This is a genomic window from Hominimerdicola alba, from assembly GCF_900112155.1.
Lineage (GTDB): Bacteria > Bacillota > Clostridia > Oscillospirales > Ruminococcaceae > Hominimerdicola > Hominimerdicola alba_D.
Genome location: NZ_FOKQ01000002.1, coordinates 122,096 through 145,342, shown reverse-complemented (window position 1 = coordinate 145,342; position 23,247 = coordinate 122,096). Strand labels below are relative to the sequence as shown.

Below are 23,247 nucleotides of genomic sequence, written 5' to 3'. Positions count from 1 at the left end.
CAATGGTTTTTCTTCATATTCTTTTTTCAGTTTTTCCCAATTTTAATCTAAGGTGATGTGCGCCCACCACCTCAACTATATATTATAGCAGAAATTCCCGACAATTGCAAGTCATAGCAAAGAATTATCACTATTTTTTTCAGATAGTTCACTTAGTCCACGTAAGCCTTGCCGTCGCGGATAGTTATCCTGTCCTCGCAGAACAGCGAAACTGCCTTGGGCAGAAGCTTCCACTCCACGTTTTCCATTATCTTCTTCTGCAAGCTTTCGGGGGTCTCATCGTTGGCGATATCCACAGCACCCTGCAATATGATAGCGCCCGCATCGGCTTCTTCATTTACGAAATGTATTGTCGCACCGCTGACCTTGACACCATATTCCAGAGCCTTTTCATGAACTTTCAGCCCGTAGAATCCCTCACCGCAGAATGAGGGTATCAGCGCAGGGTGAACATTGATTATCCTGTAAGGATATGCCTTTGTGACTACCTCGTCCAGTATTATCATGAATCCTGCCAGCACCACGAGGTCGGCTTTCTGTCTGTTGAGTTCTTCAAGTATAGCCTGGCTGTATGCTTTCTTGTCAGCATACTCTTTCCTGGGCAGCACTACAGAGGGTATACCCGCCTTAGCCGCTCTTTCAAGAGCGTAAGCGCCCTCCTTGGAGGATATTACACAGCTTATCCTGCCGCCCTTTATCTCTCCTCTTTCCTGAGCGTCAATCAGCGCCTGCAAATTTGTCCCGCCGCCCGAGACCAGTACAACTATATTTTTCATAATGATACTTCCTTTCACGATCAGTATTCTGCTTCCTCGTTGATAATGACTTTCTTTATGCCTTTCATGCCGTCCAGCGCTTCGAGTATTTCTTTTATCATTCGATCATCATCAGCGTTGCCAAGATCCAGCATTATCTCGGCTTTTTTGCCATCCGGTTCGAGAAGCGTGATATATCCATAGTAATTATCTTCGGTGTAGTCTTCGGTAAGTTTGCTGATACGGCGGTCAAGCTCGTCTGTGTCAGATTGGGTCACGTCCTTTTTGAAATACACGCTGTATATGAACATCTCGCCGTCAAAGCCCTTGGTATCGACCTTGTAGCTGAGATGCATATCATCTATGCCGAGTATCTCGTTATATGACGGCGCTTTCGGGTGGGTCTCCCTGTAACCGATGACCCCGATAATTATCACAACCGCAAGCACCACCAGACCTATGACCTGATGCCCGTGCCTGTGCCAGAATGTCTTGAACGACTTCCTGTTGTCGAATCCACTCACGATATGCCCTCCGCTTCACATCTCAGCTTGTAGAATACTTTTATATACGGCGGTGCAGACTCCATTTCCTCAACCATGGCAGAAAGCCTGCGCTTGCCTGTACGCCTGTCAAGTATCGCAAATATCCTCACCAGAGGATACTCGCTTTTCAGACTCTCCTCGATAGGCTGTGAAGCGAACATATCAAAGGCGCGGTAAAACACATGATGGTCAAATCCACCAGCCTTTTCGGCTTCGTCAAAAGCTTGCATCCAGCTTTCGTGGAGCCCTTTACCGCTTTCTTCAAGTTCATGGTATTTCTGCGAATGTATCATCATTCGCTCAAAATAATTGCTCTTGAAGACCTCAACACCGTCAACACGTATAGCCGCCCTGCCCTCATGGTCGGGGCATTTGCTGTAAGATGTGGCAAAGTAAGTCACACGCCCCTGCAAAGAGGGCGCAAGGAACTCGCTCTCCAGCCTTTTCTTTATCTTTGTAAACGGCATAATATCCTCCTTATTTTATACTTCCGCCGTGGAACAGACATTCATATATCTGCTCACCATTCAGGGAGATGATCTCCCGTCCGCTAAACCAGTTTGTGTCACCGCTGACCTCACATTCGTATACATATCCGCCGTCTTCATAATGCTCGGGTCCTCTGAATGGGTTATCAGCAGGGACTTTCAACAGTGCTTCTTTCAGAAAATCTCCGCTGAAATTTTCGCCTGTTACCCTGCCGACGTAATTCATCGTCCAGAAAGGCTCACCGTCATGCCACAAAGCTTCCTCGCCTGCGAATCTTTCGCCGCCGAGATAAGTATCTATATAGGTAAGTCCGCCCTCGCTGTACTGCAAGTCATGGGACTTCGGGCGGCTGCTTGTGCTTTCCGCACCCTTGCCAGCATATGTGGCTTTTTTCGCCCTTATCAAAAATTCAGTAACCTGACTGTCAAGATTTTCCACCGTCATTTTCCTCCGCAGATATCCATTATTTTATCGGCATACCTCTCCGCGTATCTCATGGAGAATTCTCCGTGATACAGCCCGTCAAGTATCTTGATAGCACTGTCTTTCACAGAGCTGTGTATCAATTCTGCCGAGCGCTTCACCGAGCCTATCTCCTTGCCGCCCGCGAATACATACACCCGTGCAGAAGTGTCTTTCACCGAACTTTTCAGCTGATACTTCTGATTAGCCACCAGAAAAGCCGTCATGTTTTCAAGGCTTATCTCCTTGGTGTCGCGGAAATAATCTTCAAAAAGCTCATCGGGTATCCTCAGCGAAGCGAACTGTTTACGTGCGAACCACTCTTTCTTGATAAGACCGTAACTCATTTTCAGTGATGAGGGCAAAAGCGCCGCTGTCACCTGCGATGGTATCACAAGCGCACTCTCGATGACTGCATTTTCGCAGATATCGCCCCTCTGTGCCAGCATTTCCAGAGCGACCTGTCCGCCCAGCGAAAGCCCGCCCAGAAGCTTCACTCTGCCACCGAGTTCATTGTCTATGAAACGTATTATCTCAGCCGCATTGTCTTCGATGGACGTAAAATTCCTGTCGCTCCCTGTGTGACCGTCCAGTATGGGCAAAACCACCTGATAACGCTCCGCAAGTATCTCCGCAGCCCGGCGATACCCCCACCATGAGAGTCCGCCGCCGTGGAGAAGCATGCCAGTGTCGCTGTTCTTCTTCCCGAAAATAACCGTTTTCATAGTGTTTTTACTACTAGCCGCAAAGACCGCACACCTCTATGTTGCCCTCGCGATCTATCTGAACATCAAAGGCATGACCTGCAAAAATATCGGGGTCGCAGGTCAGATAAAGCTGTATATTGCCTATCTCTTCGGTATCATCATAGAACTCCAGCGCAGCCTCGTTGATATGCAGCATATCCGTGAAAACTTCCTCGGTTATGGGTGTCCTGACTTTCCGGCCATCTTCCATTATGTAGCAGTTTTCCTCATCGGGGTCTTCTTCCGCCGAAGCCGCCCAGTCATCAGCAAGATCCAGCGCACCGTCATCTATCAGTGCAGCGATTATCTCAGCTTTGTGGCTGTTGACAAATGCGACTGCTTTTTCCACCTCGGGAAGTATCTCCGATGCGGTGTCATCAGTCACCTCGATGTCCTCCATGTTCACTTCTACATGAAGTTTTTCGCCCCAAAGTTCAGAATCAAATACAAAAGGCCAATCCTCGCTGTCCTGTCTTTTCAGTTCTATCATGTCATTACACCTCCGAGTTTCTGTCCTGTTTAAAAAAGCCACCCGGCACAACTGTACCGAGTGGCCGAAAGACTATTATAGTAAAAGTCCGACAAGTAATCTCAATGTCGTTTGCTATATCAGCAGATGATAACGCCCATGTCGCTCTCGACCAGTTCGCCGAGAACATAAGCGTCCTCGCCAGCAGCCTTTATTGCAGCGATAGCCGCATCAGCGTCAGCCTTGTCAACAACAACAGTCATGCCAACGCCCATGTTGAAGGTGTTGAACATATCTCTCTCGGGGATATTGCCTGTCTTTGCGATAAGGTCGAATATAGGCAGCACCTGAACATCGCTTCTCTTTATCTGAGCGGAAATGCCCTTAGGCAGTGCTCTCGGGATATTCTCGTAGAATCCGCCGCCTGTGATGTGAGAGATGCTCTTTACCTTTACAGCGTCCAGCAGGCTCATGATAGCCTTAACATAGATGCGTGTAGGTGTCAGCAGTGCTTCACCCAGAGTAGTACCCAGCTCATCATAGTGCTTAGCCAGATTCTCTTCATTTACATCGAATACCTTTCTGACCAGCGAGAAACCGTTGGAGTGTACACCGCTGGACTTTATAGCGATCATAACATCGCCGGGCTTCTGTGTGGTGGGGTCAAGTATCTTGTCCTTGTCAACAACACCAACAGAGAATCCTGCCAGATCGTACTCTTCCTCAGGCATAAGACCGGGGTGCTCCGCAGTCTCGCCGCCTACCAGTGCGCAGCCTGCCTGAACGCAGCCCTCAGCAACACCGGATACTATGCTTGCTATCTTCTCGGGGATATTTCTTCCGCAGGCGATATAATCCAGAAAAAACTGGGGCTTAGCGCCGCAGCAGATGATGTCGTTAACACACATTGCAACGCAGTCGATGCCCACGGTGTCATGCTTGTCCAGCAGGAAAGCTATCTTGATCTTGGTGCCAACGCCGTCAGTACCCGATACCAGAACAGGCTTCTTAATGCCTGTGATATCCAGCTCGAAAAGTCCGCCGAAACCGCCGATACCATCGAGAACGCCCTTGGTAACTGTTCTGCCAACGTACTGCTTCATAAGTTCTACTGCCTTGTAACCTGCAGTAACGTCAACGCCTGCATCCTTGTAGCTGTTTGAATAACTGTTCTTGTTCATAAATGCTTCCTTTCGGTCATATACGTCTATACTTAACTTGTTTCCAATGTTATTCCTTGCCGTTCCAGCAATATGTGCAAAGACCGCACTCGGGTCTGCCCACAGCCCTTACTGTGCCCTCTACCGACTGGAATTCCAGCGAAGTGAGCTTCAGTCTGCGGCATATCTCATCTCTGAGATACTTGCCTCTCTCGGTATTGGTATCGCTGTATTCGCTGATGTACTTAACACCCTCGATACCCTCGTTCTCGTCGATTATCTGCCTTGCGATGAGCTCCAGTTCAGAGGTGCTTCTTGAGAAGTTCAGGTACTTGCAGCCGTACATTATAGGGGGACAGGCTGATCTCATGTGTACTTCCTTAGCGCCGTTCTCATAAAGGAACTCAACTGTCTCCCTCATCTGTGTGCCTCTTACGATACTGTCATCAACGAACAGCAGCTTCTTGCCCTCGATGAACTCGTGAACAGGTATCAGTTTCATCTTAGCTACCTTGTTTCTCATGGACTGATTTGTAGGCATAAAGCTTCTGGGCCATGTGGGAGTGTACTTGATGAAGGGTCTTGCAAAGGGGATACCGCTCCTGTTGGCATAACCGATAGCGTGGGGAGTACCCGAATCAGGCACGCCGCAAACGTAGTCAACATCAGGCAGTCTGCCGTTCTTGATGTCGTTCTCCGCCATTATCATACCGTTGCGAATCCTCATGCCCTCAACGTTTACGCCCTCGTAGTTGGCATTTGGATAACCGTAGTATGTCCACAGGAAAGTACAGATGCTCATTTCGTCAGTACCCTCGGAGAGTATCTCGTAGCCGTCCTTTGTCAGCTTCAGTATCTCGCCTGCTTTCAGCTCGTGGCAGGTCTTGTAGCCCAGTTTCTGATAAGCGAAATCTTCAAAGGAGAAGCAGTATCCGTCAGACCTCTCACCGATGATGATAGGCAGCTTGCCTGCCTTGTCCCTTGCGCATATTATGGAATCCTCAGTCATGATGACCAGAGACATTGTGCCCTGTATCTTCTCCTGAGCGTAGCGTATACCGTCAACGAAGCTGTCTTTCTGAGCTATCAGAGCACCGATAAGTCCTGCCGAATTGATAGCACCGCTGCTCATGGTCTCGAAGTTTGCACAGCCGTTTATCAGCAGCTCGTTTGAAAGCTCCTCTGCGTTATGTATAACACCTATGGAGCATATTGCATAATGACCCATGGTCGATCTTACCATGATCGGCTGAGGGTCTGTGTCGCTTATGCAGCCTATACATACCTTGCCGCGCATAGCCTCAACGTCTTTCTCGAACTTTGTTCTGAAAGGTGAGTTCTCGATGCTGTGAATGTTTCTCTGAAAACCTATCTCAGGCGCATAAGCGGTCATACCGCCTCTTCTTGTGCCCAGATGTGAATGATAGTCAGTGCCAAAGAAAACGTCCTGTATACAGTCGTTAGCTGACACTGCGCCAAAAAATCCGCCCATAAATCAAATCTCCCGATACCTTAATTTTTATCGGATATCCGCTTTTTTTCCGCAATATCCGTTATTCATCATTTTTGTGAAATTATATGATCGCGGCAGTCCGCAGGTGTGTCCACTATCGTTGGAGCACCGCATTCTTCCGCTTCTTCCCTGCTGCCGTAGCCCCACAGCACATACATACTGTCAAGCCCGCATTCCTTAGCCCCAAGGATATCATGGAGCCTGTCGCCTATCATAAGCACGCTGTCCCTCTCCGTAACACCAAGATTCTCCAGCGTGTACTCGATGACCTCGCGCTTGGTGTCCCTTGCGCCGTCCACCCCCGAACCTCCGATAAATGTGAAATACTTCGCCATATCGAAATGCTCCAGAAGACTCTTCGCAAAAGGCTCGGGCTTGCTGGTAGCAACTCCCAGGACGTATCCTGCGTCCCCAAGGTCTATAAGTATATCCTCAACGCCGTCAAACTTTTCCGAATCGAAAAGCCCGTCCACAGGATACTTCTCGCGGTATATCCTCACCGCTTCCCATGCACGCTCATCGTCCAGCCCGCAGAATTCCTTCATGGACCTAAACAGCGGAGGGCCTAAAAATCTCCTCATATTCGGAGGTTCTTCCAGCCCCATCTTTTCCATGGTGTATCTCACCGAGCTGTATATGCCCGGCGCAGTATCCATCAACGTGCCGTCCAGATCGAACAGCAGGAACTTGTATCTGCTCACAGTGAAGCCAGCTTTTCCTGCAGAGCAGCGTCCTTAGCCTTAACGCCCTCGATCATCTCAGCCTTTGCAGCTTCCAGCTTTGCAGCCAGGCCTTCATCTGAGAGAGCCAGCATCTGTATAGCCAGCAGAGCCGCATTCTTTGCACCGTCGATAGCAACGGTCGCAACAGGTATGCCGCTGGGCATCTGTACCGTAGCCAGCAGAGCATCCAGACCGTCAAGATTGCTGGATTTGCAGGGGATACCGATAACAGGCAGTGTAGTGTGTCCTGCGATAACTCCCGCCAGATGTGCAGCCATTCCCGCAGCACAGATGATAACACCGAATCCGTTACCCTTAGCCTTGTCCGCAAAATCAGCAGCAAGGGCAGGTGTTCTGTGGGCGCTCATCACATGACATTCATAAGGCACACCGTAAGCCTTCAGCTCGGCACAAGCCTTTGATACCACAGGAAAATCGCTGTCCGAACCCATGATAACTGCTACTTTCTTCATATCAGCATCAAACTCCTTCTTCAACAAAAAAAACTGCAGCTATTGCGTTGCAGTTTCAAATTTGGTCATACTTGTTACATTTACAGTGCGCATGGGTGTACTTAGAGTGTGATGATATAAAGCGGCAGCCATCGGTCGCTCCGCCCATGGAATATAAAGCTTTTGAATCTTTACATATCCCCGAATACATCATACGATACTCCTGTCCTGCGCCATGCGGCTTTTAGGGAGGGTCGTCCCCCCGATATCATATAAATATTGTACAATATTCTCGGGATAATTTCAACAGTTTTCCATATAGAATTTGTTAAGGTTATAAAAAGATTTCTTGTGTAAAATAACAAAACACACCTTTAATAAAAGACCTCAGCAGCCCTGTTTGCAAGGCTTCCCGCGGACATTTCCCGCGCCGCATCAGCCCCTGTCCGTCCCTTGCAGAACCTCTGCGCCGCACGTACCCCATCGCCGTCAGCCCCCGAAAATCCGCACTGTCCCGCACTTTCACATATCCTCGCCGATATCTCCTCATCTGCATAAAGTCCGAAATTATACATACCCATCCTCCTTCGGTCGTTTTAATATCCCCTTTAAAACCGACCTAATTCATCTGTTCATAAGTATGCCCCATATTCGATAAATAATGCTAATACCTATTGACTTAATGACGCTTATATGTTAAAATTATATTATCGTTTTATAGCTGAAAATTAACTTAAATAACAAATTACTTTGTTTACTGTCGGATTCTGAAAATAAAACGCAAGAAATACATTATCAGCCGCCGCCGAAAAACGGAAAGCGGACTGTAAGATAAACGGGGAGAAAATAATGGATAATCTATCGAATATAGGCGTTATAAAAGACGTCATGCAGCGCCACGGCTTTACATTTTCAAAAGCCCTCGGACAGAACTTTCTGGTAAACCCCTCGGTGTGCCCCCGCATAGCCGAGATGGGCAATGCCAAGCCTGGCTTCGGGGTGATAGAGATAGGCACAGGCGTAGGCGTGCTTACCAACGAACTTGCAAAGCGTGCCGATAAGGTAGTCGCCATCGAGATAGATGAGCGCCTTATCCCCGTGCTTGAAGAGACCCTTGCGGAACACGACAACGTCAAGGTAATCAATGCAGATGTCATGAAAGTCGATCTGCACAAACTCATCGAAGAAGAATTCGACGGGCTGGAAGTCGCTGTATGTGCGAATCTTCCATACTATATAACCTCACCCATACTCATGATGCTCCTCGAACAGCGTCTGCGTATACGTTCCGTCACCGTAATGGTGCAGAAAGAAGCAGGCACCCGCCTCTGCGCACCTGTGGGCACAAGGGATATGGGAGCAGTAACCGTAGCCATCAACTACTTCTCAAAGCCGAAGATACTCTTCAACGTCTCCCGCGGCAGCTTCATGCCCGCTCCCAACGTTGACAGCTGCGTTGTAAGATTCGATATCAACGATACCACCCCCGAGGGAGTTACCGACGAAGCCTTTTTCTTCAAAATGGTGAGAGCGGCATTCTCCCAGCGCAGAAAGACCTTGGTGAACTCCGTTTCCGCAGGTCTGGGCACAGATAAGCAGACAGTCACCGCCGCCGTGGAAAACAGCGGTCTCGGGGCAAATGTCCGTCCCGAACAGCTATCCATGGAAGAGCTGGTGCGTTTCAACGAGGAACTGAAAAAACTCACGTAAATGCGACATTTTTCCCGCGTAACCGATGATAGAATATTTTCAGATATTCTATTTTTGGGACGTGAGAAATATGCTTATTAATCTAAAAACCACCACCGTTGTTCCTGCTGATAAAAAGCAGTTGTCAAAAAGGACGGCGAAAGCACGCAAATGGACAAGCCGCATAGTTGCCTTTGCGGGCGGTCTGCTGACAGGTCTTTCTGTCACGCTGGGCTTCCCATCCTTCATGTGCGGCGCGGCAGCATCTCTGGCAGGTGATTATTCACCCTCCGTTTTCCTCGGGACGCTGCTGGCTTTCCTGTTGAACCGCGGTATTGAAGCAGGCATAGTGCAGATATGCTCCGTGCTTGTGATAACAGCCATACACTTTATCGACCCCTTTGGAGAAAGGCGGGAAGAACCCGTTTACCGCTCCCTTGTGGTGTCTGGAGTTCTCATGCTGTTCTCCTGCGTAGTTACCGCCGCCATGCCGAGCGATTTCTACCTTGCGTCCATGCGCATGATAAATTCCCTGCTGGCAGGCTGTACCGTATTCATCACAATGTCGGTGCGGGATCACGCTAAACACAGCGGAGTATTCGACCTGACAGGCATGAACGGTATGTTCGCGGGAATGTTCTTCATAATTGTGGTCAGCATATTCGCCTCGGTGAATATATTCACTCTCAACCCAGGCAGAACACTTGGCGCATTCATACTCCTTCAGGCATCAAGAAGATACCGCAGTTTTGGCGGCGCAGTTATAGGCGCACTTACAGCCTGCGGAGTTCTTGTCAGCGACCCTAGTTTAGCACGGAACACTCTGCTTCTGGCGACAGCTGGTCTGATATGCGGAGTTTTTGTCCGCTTCGGCAGGCTTGCAGCCGTCATGAGCTTTCTCGTGACTTCCCTGATAAGCCTTGTGGCAGTAGGGGTCAATGGCGATACATACCATATGTTCGCAGATATCGTAACAGGATCTATCCTGTTCCTTATCATACCCGCAGATAAAATAAAACGTTTCGGCAAACGCATATCGGGCTTCCGGAGCACTCCCGAGCTAATCGGCCATACCACCGCCGCCAGACTTTCAATGGCAGGCAGAACTCTTGGTGAGATAAGGCGCCGCCTTGATATGGTCACAGTGACTATGGACAGAAACACCGCTTCCCGCACCGCCTCGTCAGAGGTCAAGCGCTGCGTGTGTGCCGACTGCCCATCTTACCGACTTTGCTTTGAGAAAAACGAACACACCGAAAGTGCCTTCGATTCTCTGCAAAGTATACTGGACTGCGGAGATACCGTCACCGATGAACAGGTAAGGCAGAAAGTCTGCTGCTGTGACAGACCCAGGCTTCTTGCCGAAGCTTTCAACGACCTTGAAAGACATATCCTGCGGGACAAAGCCGAGAATATCCGCATCCGAGAGCTCCGTACCATGCTTACGGACCAGCTCCTTTCAATGGAGGATATCCTCTCCGACCTGTCCTACCGCTCGTCACGGGTGCAGTCCATAGATACAGGGCTCTCCGAAAGCGTGCGGGAACAGCTGGCAGTCATGGGATATAAGGGCGCAAAGGTGTGCGTCTATATCGACGAAGACCTCTGCCGAAGAGCCGATGCCTTTATCAAAGGCGGTTTTTCGGGAGATGTTGCAAGGCTCACAGCCGCGGTATCATCTATCCTCGACTGCGATATGGCTCTCCCCGATATCACGGGTGAAAACGGCATAACAAGGATATCTTTCTCCGAACTCCCCCTCTTCACAGCAGAAGCCGCAGTTTTCTCGGCATCTGCCAGCGGCGAGTATTCGGGAGATACCTGCGATATATTCGATGTGGGCGGCAGTGAGAAATATATACTCCTGTCCGACGGCATGGGCACAGGCAAACGCGCAAGACTTGATTCTTCATTCACCGTCAGCCTGAGCCGCAAGCTTCTCACATCGGGACTTTCCCTTACCACCGTACACAGGCTCGTATCCTCGATGCTCCGTGTAAAGGGCTGGGAGGAAAGCTTCGCCACCATGGATATCCTGCATCTCGACCTCTGCGGAGGGCGGGCTTCCCTGCTTAAAGCAGGCGCAGTAAACAGCAGGCTCTGTCGTGACGGCGCAGTTGTGCCCCTGGGAGATACTTCATTCCCCGCAGGCATATTGTCTGATTGTCCCCCGGATAAAAGTGAGATAAAACTTTTCGACGGCGATATCATCATAATGAATTCAGACGGCGCGGACGAAGACTCCGCACAGCTGATAGCACAGACAGCCGCAGAAGTAACCGACTGTGATATCACCGAACTTGTCAACCGTCTGGGCAGTATCGTCCTCGGCCGCCGACATGGCACAAAAGCCGATGACCTGACAATAATCGCGGTGAGGATAGGTATTCGTAAAGATTAATTATGTATACATTTGTATCTTTTAGTGTATAAATCCGACATTTTTTATTAACGCGATATGCTATATGCACAAACCATCTACTTAAAATATGTAGGAACTTGAAAAAATCCACAAAACCCCTTGCAAAACTGTTAAATAAGAGTTAAAATAGATATATAAAAAGGCATAGCTATGCCTTGTTAAAAAGGAGGAAAGAGTTTTCATGGATAAAATACCTCAGGAATATGATATACCTCTATACCTTTTCCATAACGGCACCAACTACGAGACCTACCGCTTCCTCGGTTGCCATAAAGGCACAAAAGACGGAAATGACGGTTATTATTTCAGAGTATGGGCTGCAAAGGCACGCTCCGTTTCTCTGGTCGGCGATTTCAATGACTGGAATGACGATGCAACACCCATGAAGCAGCTTGAAAAGTCCGAAGTCTGGGAAGCTTTTGTTCCCGGTCTGAAGACCTTTGATACATATAAATTCTCAATAGTCGGCTGTGACGGCAAACGCCGCTGTAAGGCTGACCCCTACGGCACTCATATGGAGCTTAAGCCCCAGACAGGCTCTAAGATATTCGATATCGACGGCTATAAGTGGAAAGATGAAAAGTGGCAGAAAGAACGTCAGACAAAGGACGTTTACAACTGTCCCATGAATATCTACGAAGTTCACCTGAACTCCTGGAAATCCTGCGATGACGGCGTATACTATTCCTACACCAAATTCGCAAATACCATAATCCCCTACCTCAAGGATATGGGCTATACTCATATCGAATTCATGCCACTGGCTGAATTCCCCTTTGACGGTTCCTGGGGTTATCAGGGCATAGGCTACTACGCTCCCACCTCCCGTTTCGGCACACCCCATGAATTCATGGCGATGATCGACCTCTTCCATCAGGCAGGCATCTCCGTCATCCTCGACTGGGTGCCCGCACATTTCCCAAGGGACGAAGCAGGTCTGTTTGAATTCGACGGCGACGCAAGCTATGAGTATGCCGACCCCAGAAAGCGCGACCATCTCGCATGGGGCACAAGGGTATTCGATTACGGCAGGGGCGAGGTAAAAAGTTTCCTCATCTCCAATGCCCTCTACTGGATAGAACAGTACCATATCGATGGTCTCCGCGTTGACGCAGTAGCTTCCATGCTCTACCTCGATTATGACAGACGTGACGGCGAATGGACACCCAATATCTACGGCGGCCATGAGAATCTCGAAGCTGTGCAGTTCCTCCGCGACCTGAACACAGCCGTATTCTCCAGATGCCCCACAGCACTGATGATAGCTGAGGAATCCACCGCATGGCCAATGGTAACAAAACCCGTCACCGACGGCGGTCTTGGCTTCAACTTCAAGTGGAACATGGGCTGGATGAACGATATGCTCAAATATATGAGCTATGACCCCATAGACAGAGCATTCCATCACGATATGCTGACATTCTCCTTCTTCTATGCTTTCTCGGAGAATTTCGTGCTGCCCATATCCCATGACGAAGTAGTACACGGCAAAGCGTCGCTGGTAAATAAGATGTACGGCGGCGATGTTGATAAAAAGTTCGAGCAGTGCAAGCTGTTCAACGCATATATGATGGCTCACCCCGGCAAGAAGCTGATGTTCATGGGCACAGAGTTCGCCCAGTTCCGTGAGTGGGACTACGAGAACGGTCTTGAATGGTTCTTAGTTGACGAATACGAGAATCACCGCAATTACCATGCATTCTCCAAGCGCCTGAACCGCTTCTACCTTGACCATCCCCAGTTCTGGCAGAAGGACTTCGACTGGTCGGGATTCAGCTGGATAGCCAATGACGATTTCCGCCAGAGCATCATAATCTTCCGCCGCTTCGACGCGGACGCAAACGAAGTCATCGTGCTCTGCAACTTCGTCCCCGTTGAGAGAAAGAGCTACTGCTTCGGCGTGCCTTACAAGGGCAAGTATACCGAGGTATTCAACTCCGCTTCCCCCGACGGCGCACCTATGACCAATGGCACGGTAAAGTCCGAGGACGTTCCCATGCACGGTTTTGAACAGTCGGTATGTATAGATATACCGCCTTTCGCCTGCCTGTACTTTGAAGTAAAGAAAGACGGCGAAAAGAAAAACTCTTCTGCCAAAAAGGCAGAGCACCGCTCCGATAAGAAAAAATCGGACAAAGAAACATAAAAAGAATAAATAAGCATACAGCTGTCCCGCCATCATCACAGCGGGCAGATATCAATAGAAAAAAATATATATGGTGGGTGAAAATTTATGTTCAACAAAAAAGAATGTGTGGCTATGCTTCTGGCAGGCGGCCAGGGCAGCAGACTCTACGCCCTGACCCAGGACGTTGCAAAGCCCGCAGTGCCTTTCGGCGCAAAATACCGTATCATCGACTTTCCTCTGTCTAACTGCATAAATTCAGGTATAGACACAGTTGGTGTCCTCACACAGTACCAGCCTCTGGTACTTAACGAGTACATAGGCAATGGTCAGCCATGGGACCTTGACCGCGTTCACGGCGGCGTACACGTACTGCCTCCTTACCAGAAGGCAACAGGCGCTGACTGGTATTCGGGTACAGCAAACGCTATCTACCAGAATATCGGCTTCATCGACAGATACGACCCCGAGTACGTAGTAGTACTCTCAGGCGACCACATCTATAAGATGGACTATAACAAGATGCTCCAGTTCCACAAGTCCAAGAATGCCGCAGCTACCATAGCTGTGCTTGATGTACCCAAGCATGAGGCTTCAAGATTCGGCATCATGATAACCGATGATGACGATAATATCATCGACTTTGAAGAAAAGCCCAAGGTGCCCAGATCCACACTGGCTTCCATGGGTATATACATCTTCACATGGGAGAAGCTGAGAGCTTACCTCATCGCCAACGAAGAGGACGAAACAGCTTCCAAGGACTTCGGCAAGAATATCATACCCGATATGAGAGAAGCAGGCGAAAAGCTGGTAGCTTACCGCTTCGACGGCTACTGGAAGGACGTCGGAACCATCGAGTCCCTCTGGGAAGCAAATATGGATCTTATCAATCCAAATATCCCCATCGACCTCTATGACCCCAACTGGAAGATCTATTCCAGAAACCCCGTGTTCCCTCCCCAGAGTATCGGCAAGAACGCCCAGATACAGAACTGCATGGTAACAGAGGGCTGTGTTATAGACGGTTCGGTAGAATTCTCCATGATCTCCGACGGCGTTATAGTTGAAGAAGGCGCTGTTATATATGACTCCATACTCATGCCCGGCGCTGTTGTAAAGAAAGGCGCTAAGGTCGAGTATGCCATCGTAGGCGAAAACTCCGTTATCGGTGAAAACTGCCAGATAGGCGCCAGACCCGAGACCATCGAGGATAAGGACAGCTGGGGCGTAGCCGTTGTAGGTCATAACCTGACCATCTCCGACGGAAGCAACGTTGTGCCAAAGGCGATAATCTACGAAAATATGTAAGAAGGGAGACCGAGTAAAATGGAAGTTAATATGGGTAATGTACTGGGTCTTGTATTCGCAAATATGCACGACACGACTCTCGGCGATATGACAAAGAACAGAACTATGGGTTCTGTAATGTTCGGCGGAAGATACCGCCTGATAGATTTCCCACTCTCGAATATGGTAAACAGCGGCATTTGCGAGGTAGGCGTTATCACAAAGAGCAATTATCAGTCTCTTCTGGATCACCTGGGAAGTGCAAGAGAATGGGATCTGGCAAGAAAGAAAGGCGGACTTTATATACTCCCTCCTTTCGGCAATGTTGAAAGCACACTCTACAGAGGCAGGATAGAAGCCATCTACGGCGCGATGAACTTCATCACACATTCTGCCGCTAAGTATGTGGTACTGACCGACTGCGACGTTATCACCAATATCGACTATAAGCCCATAGTGGCAAAGCATATCGAAACAGGCGCTGATATCACCGTAGTATCCCACACAGGTCAGTATACCTCCGAAGACCTGAAGACAGGCACCGTGCTGAACACAAATGAGGAAGGCAGGGTCACCAGCGTGCTGATACAGCCCGAACTCAGCGGCACCTGCACCTGCAGCCTGAATATGTTCGTAATGAACATGGAATTCATAGTTGATATGATAAGAGATTCCATCGCAAGGGGCAAGGTCTCCTTCGAGAAAGATATACTCCAGGAAAGATGCAATGAGCTGAAAATCATGGCTTATGAGTATAAGTACTATTTCAGCAAGCTGAATTCCACCGATACATACTTCAAGGCAAATATGGATATCCTCGATCCCGAGAACGCAAGAAAGCTCTTCGTTCCCAAGAGATCCATCTATACCAAGGTCAGCGATAACGCTCCCGCTAAGTACGACCTCAACTGCATCGTGAAGAATTCTCTCGTTGCCGATGGCTGTATAATCGAGGGCGAAGTTGAAAACTGCGTGCTGTTCAGAGGTGTAAAAGTCGGCAAGGGCGCAAAGATCAAGAACTGCATACTGGGACAGGGCACAGTAGTAGGCGACGGCGCACAGATGAACTACGTCATCACCGATAAGGACGTTACCGTAGCCCCCAAGCACGTTCTCACCAGCTCCGCCGAATACCAGATGTACGTATCCAAGGGCGCAAAAGTATAATTGATATCAGCTGACCAGCTATTTTAAATAGCGCATCAGAAAACAGTAACCATAAAAAAGAAAGTGCCGCACGGCGCCGTCGGTCGGTGCCGTGCGTTTTCGCTAATAAATATAAGTTTGCGGGAGTGCCTGCGTTGTTTCGCGGCATACTATATTTAAAATGTGTGAAGATATGGAACTAAAAAATCATACAAATGCTCAGCTATATGGTATCATCGAAGAAACAGAAGATCTCGATAAAACAGGCGAAGCATTTGAAGAACTTATGAAACGTTCATCCGATGATGAGCTAGTTGAATTCATAGAAGACATGGCATATATTGAAGGCGTGCCTTATGCGCTGGATGAACTTATGAAGCGTTCACCCGCAAAAGCTTTTGATATGGGCATGGATATCCTTATAAATAATAAAGGCGACCATTTTCTTCAGGCGTGTGTATGGTCGGCTTGTTATGACTTCAATGATACCAAAACTGTCACGCTGATGACCCAAAGGAAAACACCAATGGGATACAGCCTGACAGAAGCCATACTTTTAAGTATGGACAGCTATCCGACAAACTCATTTCCCCCTGCTTTCAAAAAGCTTATCGTTGATTCTTATAATGATATGCCGCAGGAAAAGAAAGCCGAGTTTTCAGAAATGTTCGATGCTTTCTCAAATAAGTTTTAAACACATATAGCACAAAACATGATCTCCCCAAGCAGACCCCAAAACTATGACTTACCTATCACTTACACAAAAGGAGGGTGATACTATGAAGATACTCTATACAGCCAGCGAGGGACTTCCCTATTCCGCATCGGGCGGTCTCGCAGATGTAGCAGGTTCCCTGCCCGCAGCCCTAAACGCTCTCGGAAATGACTGCCGCGTGGTGCTGCCCCTTTACGGCAGTATCCGTCAGGAACTCAAAGACAGACTGAACTACGTTACCAACTTTACCGTACCCGTGGCATGGCGCAACCAGTACTGCGGAGTTTTCACAGGTGTTGAAAACGGCGTTACCTATTATCTTCTGGATAATGAGTACTACTTCGCCAGAAACGGTCTCTACGGCTTCTACGACGACGCTGAAAGATATATTTTCTTCTCCCGCGCCGTCCTCGAACTTCTGAAATTCATCGACTTCAAACCCGAAGTCATCAATGCCAATGACTGGCAGACCGCACTTGTACCCGTTTACTACGATGTCTTCTACCGCTACCAGCAGGGCTATGAGGATATCAAGACAGTTTTCACCATACACAATATCCAGTATCAGGGTCAGTACGGTCTTGAACTTATAAACGACCTCATGGGCATACCTCTCTATCATACCGATATGCTCAGCTATGACGGCGACGTGAACTTCATGAAAGCCGCCATCGAAGTCAGCGACCGCGTGACCACAGTTTCCCCCAGCTACGCATGGGAGATACTCGACCCCTGGTATTCCCACTCCCTCGACAGAGAACTTGTACACCATCAGTATAAACTCAGCGGTATCTTAAACGGCATATCCCAGACCATCTATGACCCCGCCACCGATAAGAACCTCGCCCGCAATTACAGCCTTAATGACAGACTGGGCAAACTGGTCTGCAAAAAAGCCCTGTGTGACGAGCTAGGCATAGCATCTGGCAAAGAGCCTATCATCGGCATCGTAACAAGGTTCGTATCCCATAAGGGTCTCGACCTCATAAAATACGTATTTGAGGATATGATACGCCTCGGCTATAAGTTCGCAATACTTGGTTCGGGCGAAAAGATATACGAGGACTTCTTCACCGAGATGCACTACCGCTATCCCGACAGAGTAGGTCTGCGTCTTGGATTTGTACCCGAGCTTTCAAGAAAAGTATATGCAGGCGCGGATATGTTCCTGATGCCCTCCCAGAGCGAGCCCTGCGGACTTGCCCAGATGATAGCCCTCAGATACGGCACAATACCAATAGTACGCGAAACAGGCGGTCTCCGCGATACCATCCGCGATGCAGGCGGCGAAAACGGCAACGGTTTCACCTTCAAGACCTATAACGCTCAGGATATGCTTGATGCAACAGTACGTGCAAGAGCATACTACGACGACAAAATGCGCTGGGAGCGACTGGTATCCACCGCATTCAAGCAGGATTTCAGCTGGGAGCGCTCTGCAAAGGAGTATATACGGCTTTATGAAGAGATAAGCTGACACTGAAAATGCAAACCTGTGATAGACACCGTCAACAAAACTGATCGTTAAGGCAGAACCTTGGCATCAAAGTGAGACACGCGTTCGATGCAGTCACGGCTAACAAAAAAACACGAGCGTGGACATTCAAATGTCCACGCTCTTTCTGCGTCAGTAAAATATAGACGTGCCCGTCATCCTACAAATTTTGGGCTGCTGCGTCAAGTCTCAGTATAATTTCATTTATCCGAAATAATATCCTTTATAACTTCCCCTGCCAGGATAAGCCCTGCCACAGATGGCACAAAAGCTACCGAGCCCGGTACGGAACGTCTGCTTGCCTGTGGTTCTTCTGTTGAAGCGCGGGGAGTTATTGGTTCTTCCTCGGAGTAGACAACTTTCAGGTGTGCCACGTTACGCTTTTTGAGTTCGCGGCGCATCACCCTTGCCAGCGGACAGCCTTTGGTCTTATAGATATCAGTTACACGGAATGCAGTGGGGTCAAGCTTATTGCCTGCGCCCATGGCGGATATCACGGGGACACCAGCGGCTTTGGCTTTCATTATTATCTCGATCTTGCCTGTGACGGTATCTATGGCATCTATGACGTAGGTGTACTGTGTGAAGTCGAAATCATCGGCGGTCTCAGGCATGAAAAAGCAGTTATGGACGTTCACGGTGATATCTGGGTCGATATCGTGTATCCTTTCGGCGGCTATCTCGGTCTTGAATCTGCCAACGGTACTGTGCAGCGCGATTATCTGGCGGTTGAGGTTGGTGGTGTTGACTGTATCGCTGTCGATGAGGTCGATGGTGCCAACACCGCTTCTGGCCAATGCTTCCACAGCGAATCCGCCTACTCCGCCCACTCCGAAAACTGCCACGCGGCTGTTACTGAGTATTTCCATAGCTTCACTGCCAAGAAGCAGTTCGCTTCGTGCATACTGTTCTTTCATATTTTACCTCCAAAAACGGCAGAGCGCATAAGCGTTCCGCCGTTGATAGTTTTATCTTTTGGGCAGCCCGTTCTCCTCTTCGTATTCGACTACCTCTTCTTCGGTCATGCCGAGGTCTTTACTGAAATCGTGCTCGATGAGGTCACGCTTTGTCTCGATAGGCTTATCATCGTCAACGCCCTCGGTAGCATCAGGGACGAAAACTGTTCGCACGGTGCTGAGGATTATCCTCAGGTCTTCCCTGATGGACTGGTGCTCGATATACATGAGGTCGAGCTTCAGCTTATCGTAGGGGGTGGTGTTGTACTTGCCCATTATCTGGGCATATCCTGTGAGACCTGCCTTGACTTTCAGCCTGTATTTGAACTCGGGCATTGTCAGCTCATAGCGCTCTGCAAGCTCGGGTCGCTCAGGGCGGGGACCTACAAAGGACATATCGCCTTTGAGGATATTTATAAGCTGAGGAAGTTCGTCGAAACGTATTTTTCTGATGACCTTGCCCACGGGGGTTATGCGGTCATCGTTTTCGGATGCGAGCTGTGCTCCGCCTTTTTCGGCATTGGTTATCATGCTGCGGAATTTCAGCACTTTGAACTTACGTCCGTTAGTGGTAAGTCTGACCTGTGAATACAGGACGGGGCCGCCGTCGTAGAGTTTTATCACCAGTGCGGTTATCAGCATGAAAGGCAGAAGTATCAGGAACATCACGCCTGCCAGTGAGATATCGAAGAATCTCTTCAGCATACGCTGCTCGAATTTCAGACCGTCGTTGCGGGAGAGGAGCAGCGGGGTATCGAAGAGGTGGAAATCGTCCGCGCCGCGGATAATGATATCCGAAAGTTTTGGGTTGATGTAAGTTCTGATGGAATGTTCAAAGCAGAACTTTACCAGTTTATTTCTCAGGTCGCCGGGGATATCGGTGATGATAGCGCCCTCGTAGCGGAGTATGCGCCGTTCTATCTCATCGAGACTTTCTTCACAGCTTACGGCTGCGCAGATATTATACTTATCCGTTCGCTGTGCCATTTTATTCACAAGATACTTGGCATTCGAGTTGCCGTAGACTATTATCAGCCGCCGCGGGGGGTACATTTTCGTATATATCATGGTGAAGACGTAGCTCCAGGGATATGCGAAAACAAGTTCGACTGCTGCCAGCACGAACATGGTCGAAAGATCCATTCGGTTACGGCCTATGAGGGCTATGAGGACTATCTCCATGGCGTTGGTACTGACTATGCCCAGCACCTGAGAACCGAAAAGTCCCAGAAACTTTGAATAACCCAGCCTGAAGCCGTTGAACAGGCTTGTGAAAGTTGCGTACATCACACAGTAAATGCCTATCATCAGGAAGTTTCCGTAATGCCAGAAGGGGTCGTGCATCTTACTGTTATAATAGTTATACCACACGAATGAGAATCCCATTACGAAGAACAGGATGATCACCAGTGCGGCGATAAAATTCAGAAGCCGCTTATACTGTTCGCGGTTTTTTGTAATATTATCCAATATATGACATCCTTTTTGGTTTTGTTATATTTCCATTGATATATTTATCAAGTTACAAACTATCAGGTTATCATTATAGCACACTTTTTTTGATTATTCAAGTATTCTCGGGCTTTTTTCAGTTATTCGACACATATCTGCAGCGACTGATGTTCAGTTTTTGGGACAGGTGTGTAATTTGGGGATGGTTAGGTAAAATAGTATCAGAACGTTTAATGAGCAAACAAGCGTCAACTATACCTATAGGATCAAAGACTCTCATCTCATATTAATAATGCAAACAGAACAAGGGAATATCACTAAAAATCCCCCCTCAAAAAAATTTCAAAAAGGTCTTGCTTTTTTCTCTGAGATATGATATAATAATTAAGTTGATAAGTCGCTGTAGCTCAGCTGGATAGAGCGGCCGCCTCCTAAGCGGCAGGCCGGAGGTTCGAATCCTCTCAGCGACGTTTTCCCCGAAGTTTTGTGCTTCGGGGATTTTTTTATGCCCCAAGACCAAACCAATAGTTGTCAGTATTCTTCCCCAATAATATCCATTATTATACCGGCTTATAAAGTGGCTGGCTAAAGGGATAATGTAAGACCAAACAAAAAAGACTGCCGCATAAGCAGCAGTCTTTTTCTTTTAAAGCAATTTATTATTTGTAGGGGTTCTCGCCAAAATATCTTGTGCAAGCGGGTCTGTTGTACTCTCTGTCTTCAACACCCAGGAACTTCAGCACATCGAACAGTGCCTTGCCGTGGTGGCCGAATACAACTGCGCCGTGATGAGGATAGCCCTTCTCAAGCAGTACATATCTGTAGAATCTTGCCATCTCCTTGATGCCGAAGATACCGATTGTACCGAAGGAACGAGTAGCTACAGGGAGGATCTCACCCTCAGCTGCATAAGAACGCAGAGTAGCATCAGCAGTAGACTGAAGTCTGAAGAATGTGATCTCGCCGGGCTTGATGTCACCCTCAAGAGTACCTCTGGAGATATCAGGCTCTCCGCCGCCCTCAAGACCGCGGTTCATGATGAGCTGATACTTCATTGTCGGATTTTCAACTATGCAGCAGGAACCGTTGCCGCAGTGGAAGCCCATGAATGTATCTCTCTGAGTATAATCGAACTTGCCTTCGATATCTTCTCTGTAGATGTTTCCGGGAACTGTGTTGTTGATATCGAGCAGAGTAACAACTTCGTCGGAAACGCACTGACCGATGTACTCGGACAGAACACCGTAGATATCAACTTCGCAGGATACAGGGATGCCCCTTGCGCCCAGTCTGCCGTTTACATAGCAGGGAACAAATCTGAACTGTGTTTGGAATGAAGGCCAGCACTTGTTAGCAAATGCAACATACTTTCTGTCGCCCTTGTGAGCCTCAGCCCAGTCAAGGAGAGTCAGCTCGTACTGAGCCAGTCTGGGCAGGATGCCTGCCATCTTGTTGCCTTCGCCCAGTTCCTTCTCCATATCAGCGATAACTTCGGGAATACGGGGATCGTCCTTGTGCTCGTTGTAAGCTGCGAACAGGTCGAGCTCGGAGTTCTCTTCGATCTCAACGCCCAGGTCGTACAGTCTTGCAATAGGTGCATTACAAGCCAGGAAGTCCTGAGGACGAGGACCGAAGGATATGATCTTCAGGTTTCTCAGACCGATGACAGTCTTTGCAATAGGAATGAACTCCTTGATCATATCAGCGACCTCGGGAGCGGTGCCAACGGGATACTCAGGTATGTAAGCCTTAACGCCTCTCAGCTTGAGGTTGTAGCTGGCATTCAGCATACCGCAGTAAGCATCGCCTCTGTTGTTGACAAGAGCGTCGCCGCAGTCGTCCTCGGCAGCTGCAACGAACATTGCAGGGCCGTCGAAATACTTAGCGAGCAGGGTCTCGGGGGTCTCGGGACCGAAGTTGCCGAGATATACAACGATAGCGTTGCAGCCTGCAGCGTTAACTTCGTTGAGAGCCTGTCTCATGTGGCATTCGTTCTCGATGATTGTAGGACATACAAAAAGTCCTTCTGCGCCGTACTTGTCGGTATAAGCCTTAGCTACGGCATCTCTTCTGTTTTCTGACAGGCTCATGGGGAAACAGTCTCTTGAAACTGCTACCAGACCTATCTTTACTTCAGGTGTGTTTGCAAGCTTGTTGCTCATGATAATTACCTCCGTTTTGGTGCGCTGCCGCTGTGTGTGCCCCGACGTTTCCGCCGACAGCCGAGCGCATATAAACTGCGATCTTCATCGTTGCACACATTATAACACAAATACAACTTAGTGTCAATTCAAAAAGTTGGCATTATATCACCATTTATTGCGCAGTTTATGCGCTTTTCTTTAGGAGAATGTTCGTTATTTTATTCATGTGTACTTCTTATCAACAGACAATATACATACAATATCTATGAGATATCGCTGATGATGTACGTACAGCCTGTCTGTTTATTATATATAAGGTATGTACATATCAAAGTTCTCCGCAATTTATGCAGCAAGCTTATCAAACATCAAAAAAACACCCGCTGACACGCCATACTATACGCCCTTTTGACAGGCAATATCTATAGTTGGCGTATGAAGCGGTGAGCTAAAGGGATAGCTGTAAACATCAAAAAAACACCCGAATACATTTGCCAATA

21 protein-coding genes and 1 tRNA gene are annotated in these 23,247 nt (G+C 48.5%); 8 read left to right on the top strand and 14 right to left on the bottom strand.

Features of this window, described 5'->3' with window-relative positions:
• Window positions 1-152 precede the first annotated feature (152 nt).
• From purN to BM265_RS01780, 11 genes are all read right to left on the bottom strand, one after another.
• Window positions 153-776 (bottom strand): phosphoribosylglycinamide formyltransferase, encoded by a 624-nt coding sequence (gene purN / locus BM265_RS01830; RefSeq protein WP_074959770.1) that lies wholly within the window; start codon window positions 774-776, stop codon window positions 153-155.
• A gap of 20 nt (window positions 777-796) precedes the next feature.
• Complete coding sequence (locus BM265_RS01825) at window positions 797-1,279, bottom strand: hypothetical protein (protein ID WP_074959769.1); 483 nt, start codon at window positions 1,277-1,279, stop codon at window positions 797-799.
• Window positions 1,276-1,767 (bottom strand): SF0329 family protein, encoded by a 492-nt coding sequence (locus tag BM265_RS01820; protein WP_074959768.1) that lies wholly within the window; start codon window positions 1,765-1,767, stop codon window positions 1,276-1,278. The genes BM265_RS01825 and BM265_RS01820 overlap by 4 nt, the downstream gene beginning before the upstream one ends.
• A 10-nt stretch (window positions 1,768-1,777) precedes the next feature.
• Window positions 1,778-2,233, bottom strand: coding sequence for a DUF5680 domain-containing protein (locus tag BM265_RS01815; RefSeq protein WP_074959767.1), 456 nt, complete (start codon window positions 2,231-2,233; stop codon window positions 1,778-1,780).
• Window positions 2,230-2,976: an alpha/beta hydrolase gene (locus tag BM265_RS01810; protein ID WP_074959766.1), complete on the bottom strand. Its 747-nt coding sequence runs from the start codon at window positions 2,974-2,976 to the stop codon at window positions 2,230-2,232. The genes BM265_RS01815 and BM265_RS01810 overlap by 4 nt, the downstream gene beginning before the upstream one ends.
• A gap of 13 nt (window positions 2,977-2,989) precedes the next feature.
• On the bottom strand, window positions 2,990-3,487 hold the full coding sequence (locus BM265_RS01805; protein WP_074959765.1) for a DUF2262 domain-containing protein: 498 nt from the start codon (window positions 3,485-3,487) through the stop codon (window positions 2,990-2,992).
• A gap of 119 nt (window positions 3,488-3,606) precedes the next feature.
• Window positions 3,607-4,647 (bottom strand): phosphoribosylformylglycinamidine cyclo-ligase, encoded by a 1,041-nt coding sequence (gene purM / locus BM265_RS01800; protein ID WP_074830451.1) that lies wholly within the window; start codon window positions 4,645-4,647, stop codon window positions 3,607-3,609.
• 49 nt (window positions 4,648-4,696) lie between these two features.
• Window positions 4,697-6,118 carry an amidophosphoribosyltransferase gene (locus BM265_RS01795; RefSeq protein ID WP_074959764.1) on the bottom strand — a complete coding sequence of 474 codons (1,422 nt, stop codon included), beginning with the start codon at window positions 6,116-6,118 and terminating at the stop codon, window positions 4,697-4,699.
• A gap of 68 nt (window positions 6,119-6,186) precedes the next feature.
• Window positions 6,187-6,840, bottom strand: a complete 654-nt coding sequence (locus BM265_RS01790; protein ID WP_074959763.1) for an HAD-IA family hydrolase — start codon at window positions 6,838-6,840, stop codon at window positions 6,187-6,189.
• Window positions 6,837-7,334 carry a 5-(carboxyamino)imidazole ribonucleotide mutase gene (gene purE, locus BM265_RS01785; protein WP_074959821.1) on the bottom strand — a complete coding sequence of 166 codons (498 nt, stop codon included), beginning with the start codon at window positions 7,332-7,334 and terminating at the stop codon, window positions 6,837-6,839. Before purE ends, BM265_RS01790 begins: the two co-directional genes overlap by 4 nt.
• A gap of 353 nt (window positions 7,335-7,687) precedes the next feature.
• Window positions 7,688-7,888, bottom strand: a complete 201-nt coding sequence (locus BM265_RS01780; protein WP_074959762.1) for a hypothetical protein — start codon at window positions 7,886-7,888, stop codon at window positions 7,688-7,690.
• Between the two features lie 274 nt (window positions 7,889-8,162).
• Here BM265_RS01780 and rsmA point away from each other — a divergent pair, with 274 nt between their 5' ends.
• The 7 genes from rsmA (at window position 8,163) to BM265_RS01745 (ending at window position 18,177) form a co-directional block, all read left to right on the top strand.
• Window positions 8,163-9,023 carry a 16S rRNA (adenine(1518)-N(6)/adenine(1519)-N(6))-dimethyltransferase RsmA gene (gene rsmA / locus BM265_RS01775; protein WP_074959761.1) on the top strand — a complete coding sequence of 287 codons (861 nt, stop codon included), beginning with the start codon at window positions 8,163-8,165 and terminating at the stop codon, window positions 9,021-9,023.
• A 70-nt stretch (window positions 9,024-9,093) separates the two neighbouring features.
• On the top strand, window positions 9,094-11,403 hold the full coding sequence (locus tag BM265_RS01770) for a SpoIIE family protein phosphatase (RefSeq protein WP_074959760.1): 2,310 nt from the start codon (window positions 9,094-9,096) through the stop codon (window positions 11,401-11,403).
• A 202-nt stretch (window positions 11,404-11,605) separates the two neighbouring features.
• Window positions 11,606-13,570: a 1,4-alpha-glucan branching protein GlgB gene (glgB, locus tag BM265_RS01765; protein WP_074959759.1), complete on the top strand. Its 1,965-nt coding sequence runs from the start codon at window positions 11,606-11,608 to the stop codon at window positions 13,568-13,570.
• Between the two features lie 87 nt (window positions 13,571-13,657).
• Window positions 13,658-14,860 (top strand): glucose-1-phosphate adenylyltransferase, encoded by a 1,203-nt coding sequence (locus tag BM265_RS01760; RefSeq protein WP_074959758.1) that lies wholly within the window; start codon window positions 13,658-13,660, stop codon window positions 14,858-14,860.
• An 18-nt stretch (window positions 14,861-14,878) separates the two neighbouring features.
• A complete protein-coding gene (gene glgD / locus BM265_RS01755; protein ID WP_074959757.1) occupies window positions 14,879-16,006 on the top strand; it encodes a glucose-1-phosphate adenylyltransferase subunit GlgD in 1,128 nt (375 codons plus the stop codon).
• A gap of 172 nt (window positions 16,007-16,178) precedes the next feature.
• Window positions 16,179-16,679 carry a hypothetical protein gene (locus BM265_RS01750; RefSeq protein ID WP_143098647.1) on the top strand — a complete coding sequence of 167 codons (501 nt, stop codon included), beginning with the start codon at window positions 16,179-16,181 and terminating at the stop codon, window positions 16,677-16,679.
• A gap of 85 nt (window positions 16,680-16,764) precedes the next feature.
• Window positions 16,765-18,177, top strand: coding sequence for a glycogen synthase (locus tag BM265_RS01745; RefSeq protein ID WP_074959755.1), 1,413 nt, complete (start codon window positions 16,765-16,767; stop codon window positions 18,175-18,177).
• A gap of 218 nt (window positions 18,178-18,395) precedes the next feature.
• Here BM265_RS01745 and BM265_RS01740 read toward each other — a convergent pair whose 3' ends face one another.
• Together BM265_RS01740 and BM265_RS01735 are read right to left on the bottom strand one after the other, a co-directional pair.
• Window positions 18,396-19,112: a tRNA threonylcarbamoyladenosine dehydratase gene (locus BM265_RS01740; protein WP_074959754.1), complete on the bottom strand. Its 717-nt coding sequence runs from the start codon at window positions 19,110-19,112 to the stop codon at window positions 18,396-18,398.
• Between the two features lie 51 nt (window positions 19,113-19,163).
• Complete coding sequence (locus BM265_RS01735) at window positions 19,164-20,621, bottom strand: sugar transferase (RefSeq protein ID WP_074959753.1); 1,458 nt, start codon at window positions 20,619-20,621, stop codon at window positions 19,164-19,166.
• A 378-nt stretch (window positions 20,622-20,999) separates the two neighbouring features.
• Here BM265_RS01735 and BM265_RS01730 point away from each other — a divergent pair.
• Window positions 21,000-21,073, top strand: a tRNA-Arg gene (locus BM265_RS01730).
• A 189-nt stretch (window positions 21,074-21,262) separates the two neighbouring features.
• Here the strand turns inward: BM265_RS01730 and BM265_RS01725 are convergent.
• Window positions 21,263-22,765 carry an L-fucose/L-arabinose isomerase family protein gene (locus BM265_RS01725; protein ID WP_074959752.1) on the bottom strand — a complete coding sequence of 501 codons (1,503 nt, stop codon included), beginning with the start codon at window positions 22,763-22,765 and terminating at the stop codon, window positions 21,263-21,265.
• Between the last annotated feature and the right edge of the window lie 482 nt (window positions 22,766-23,247).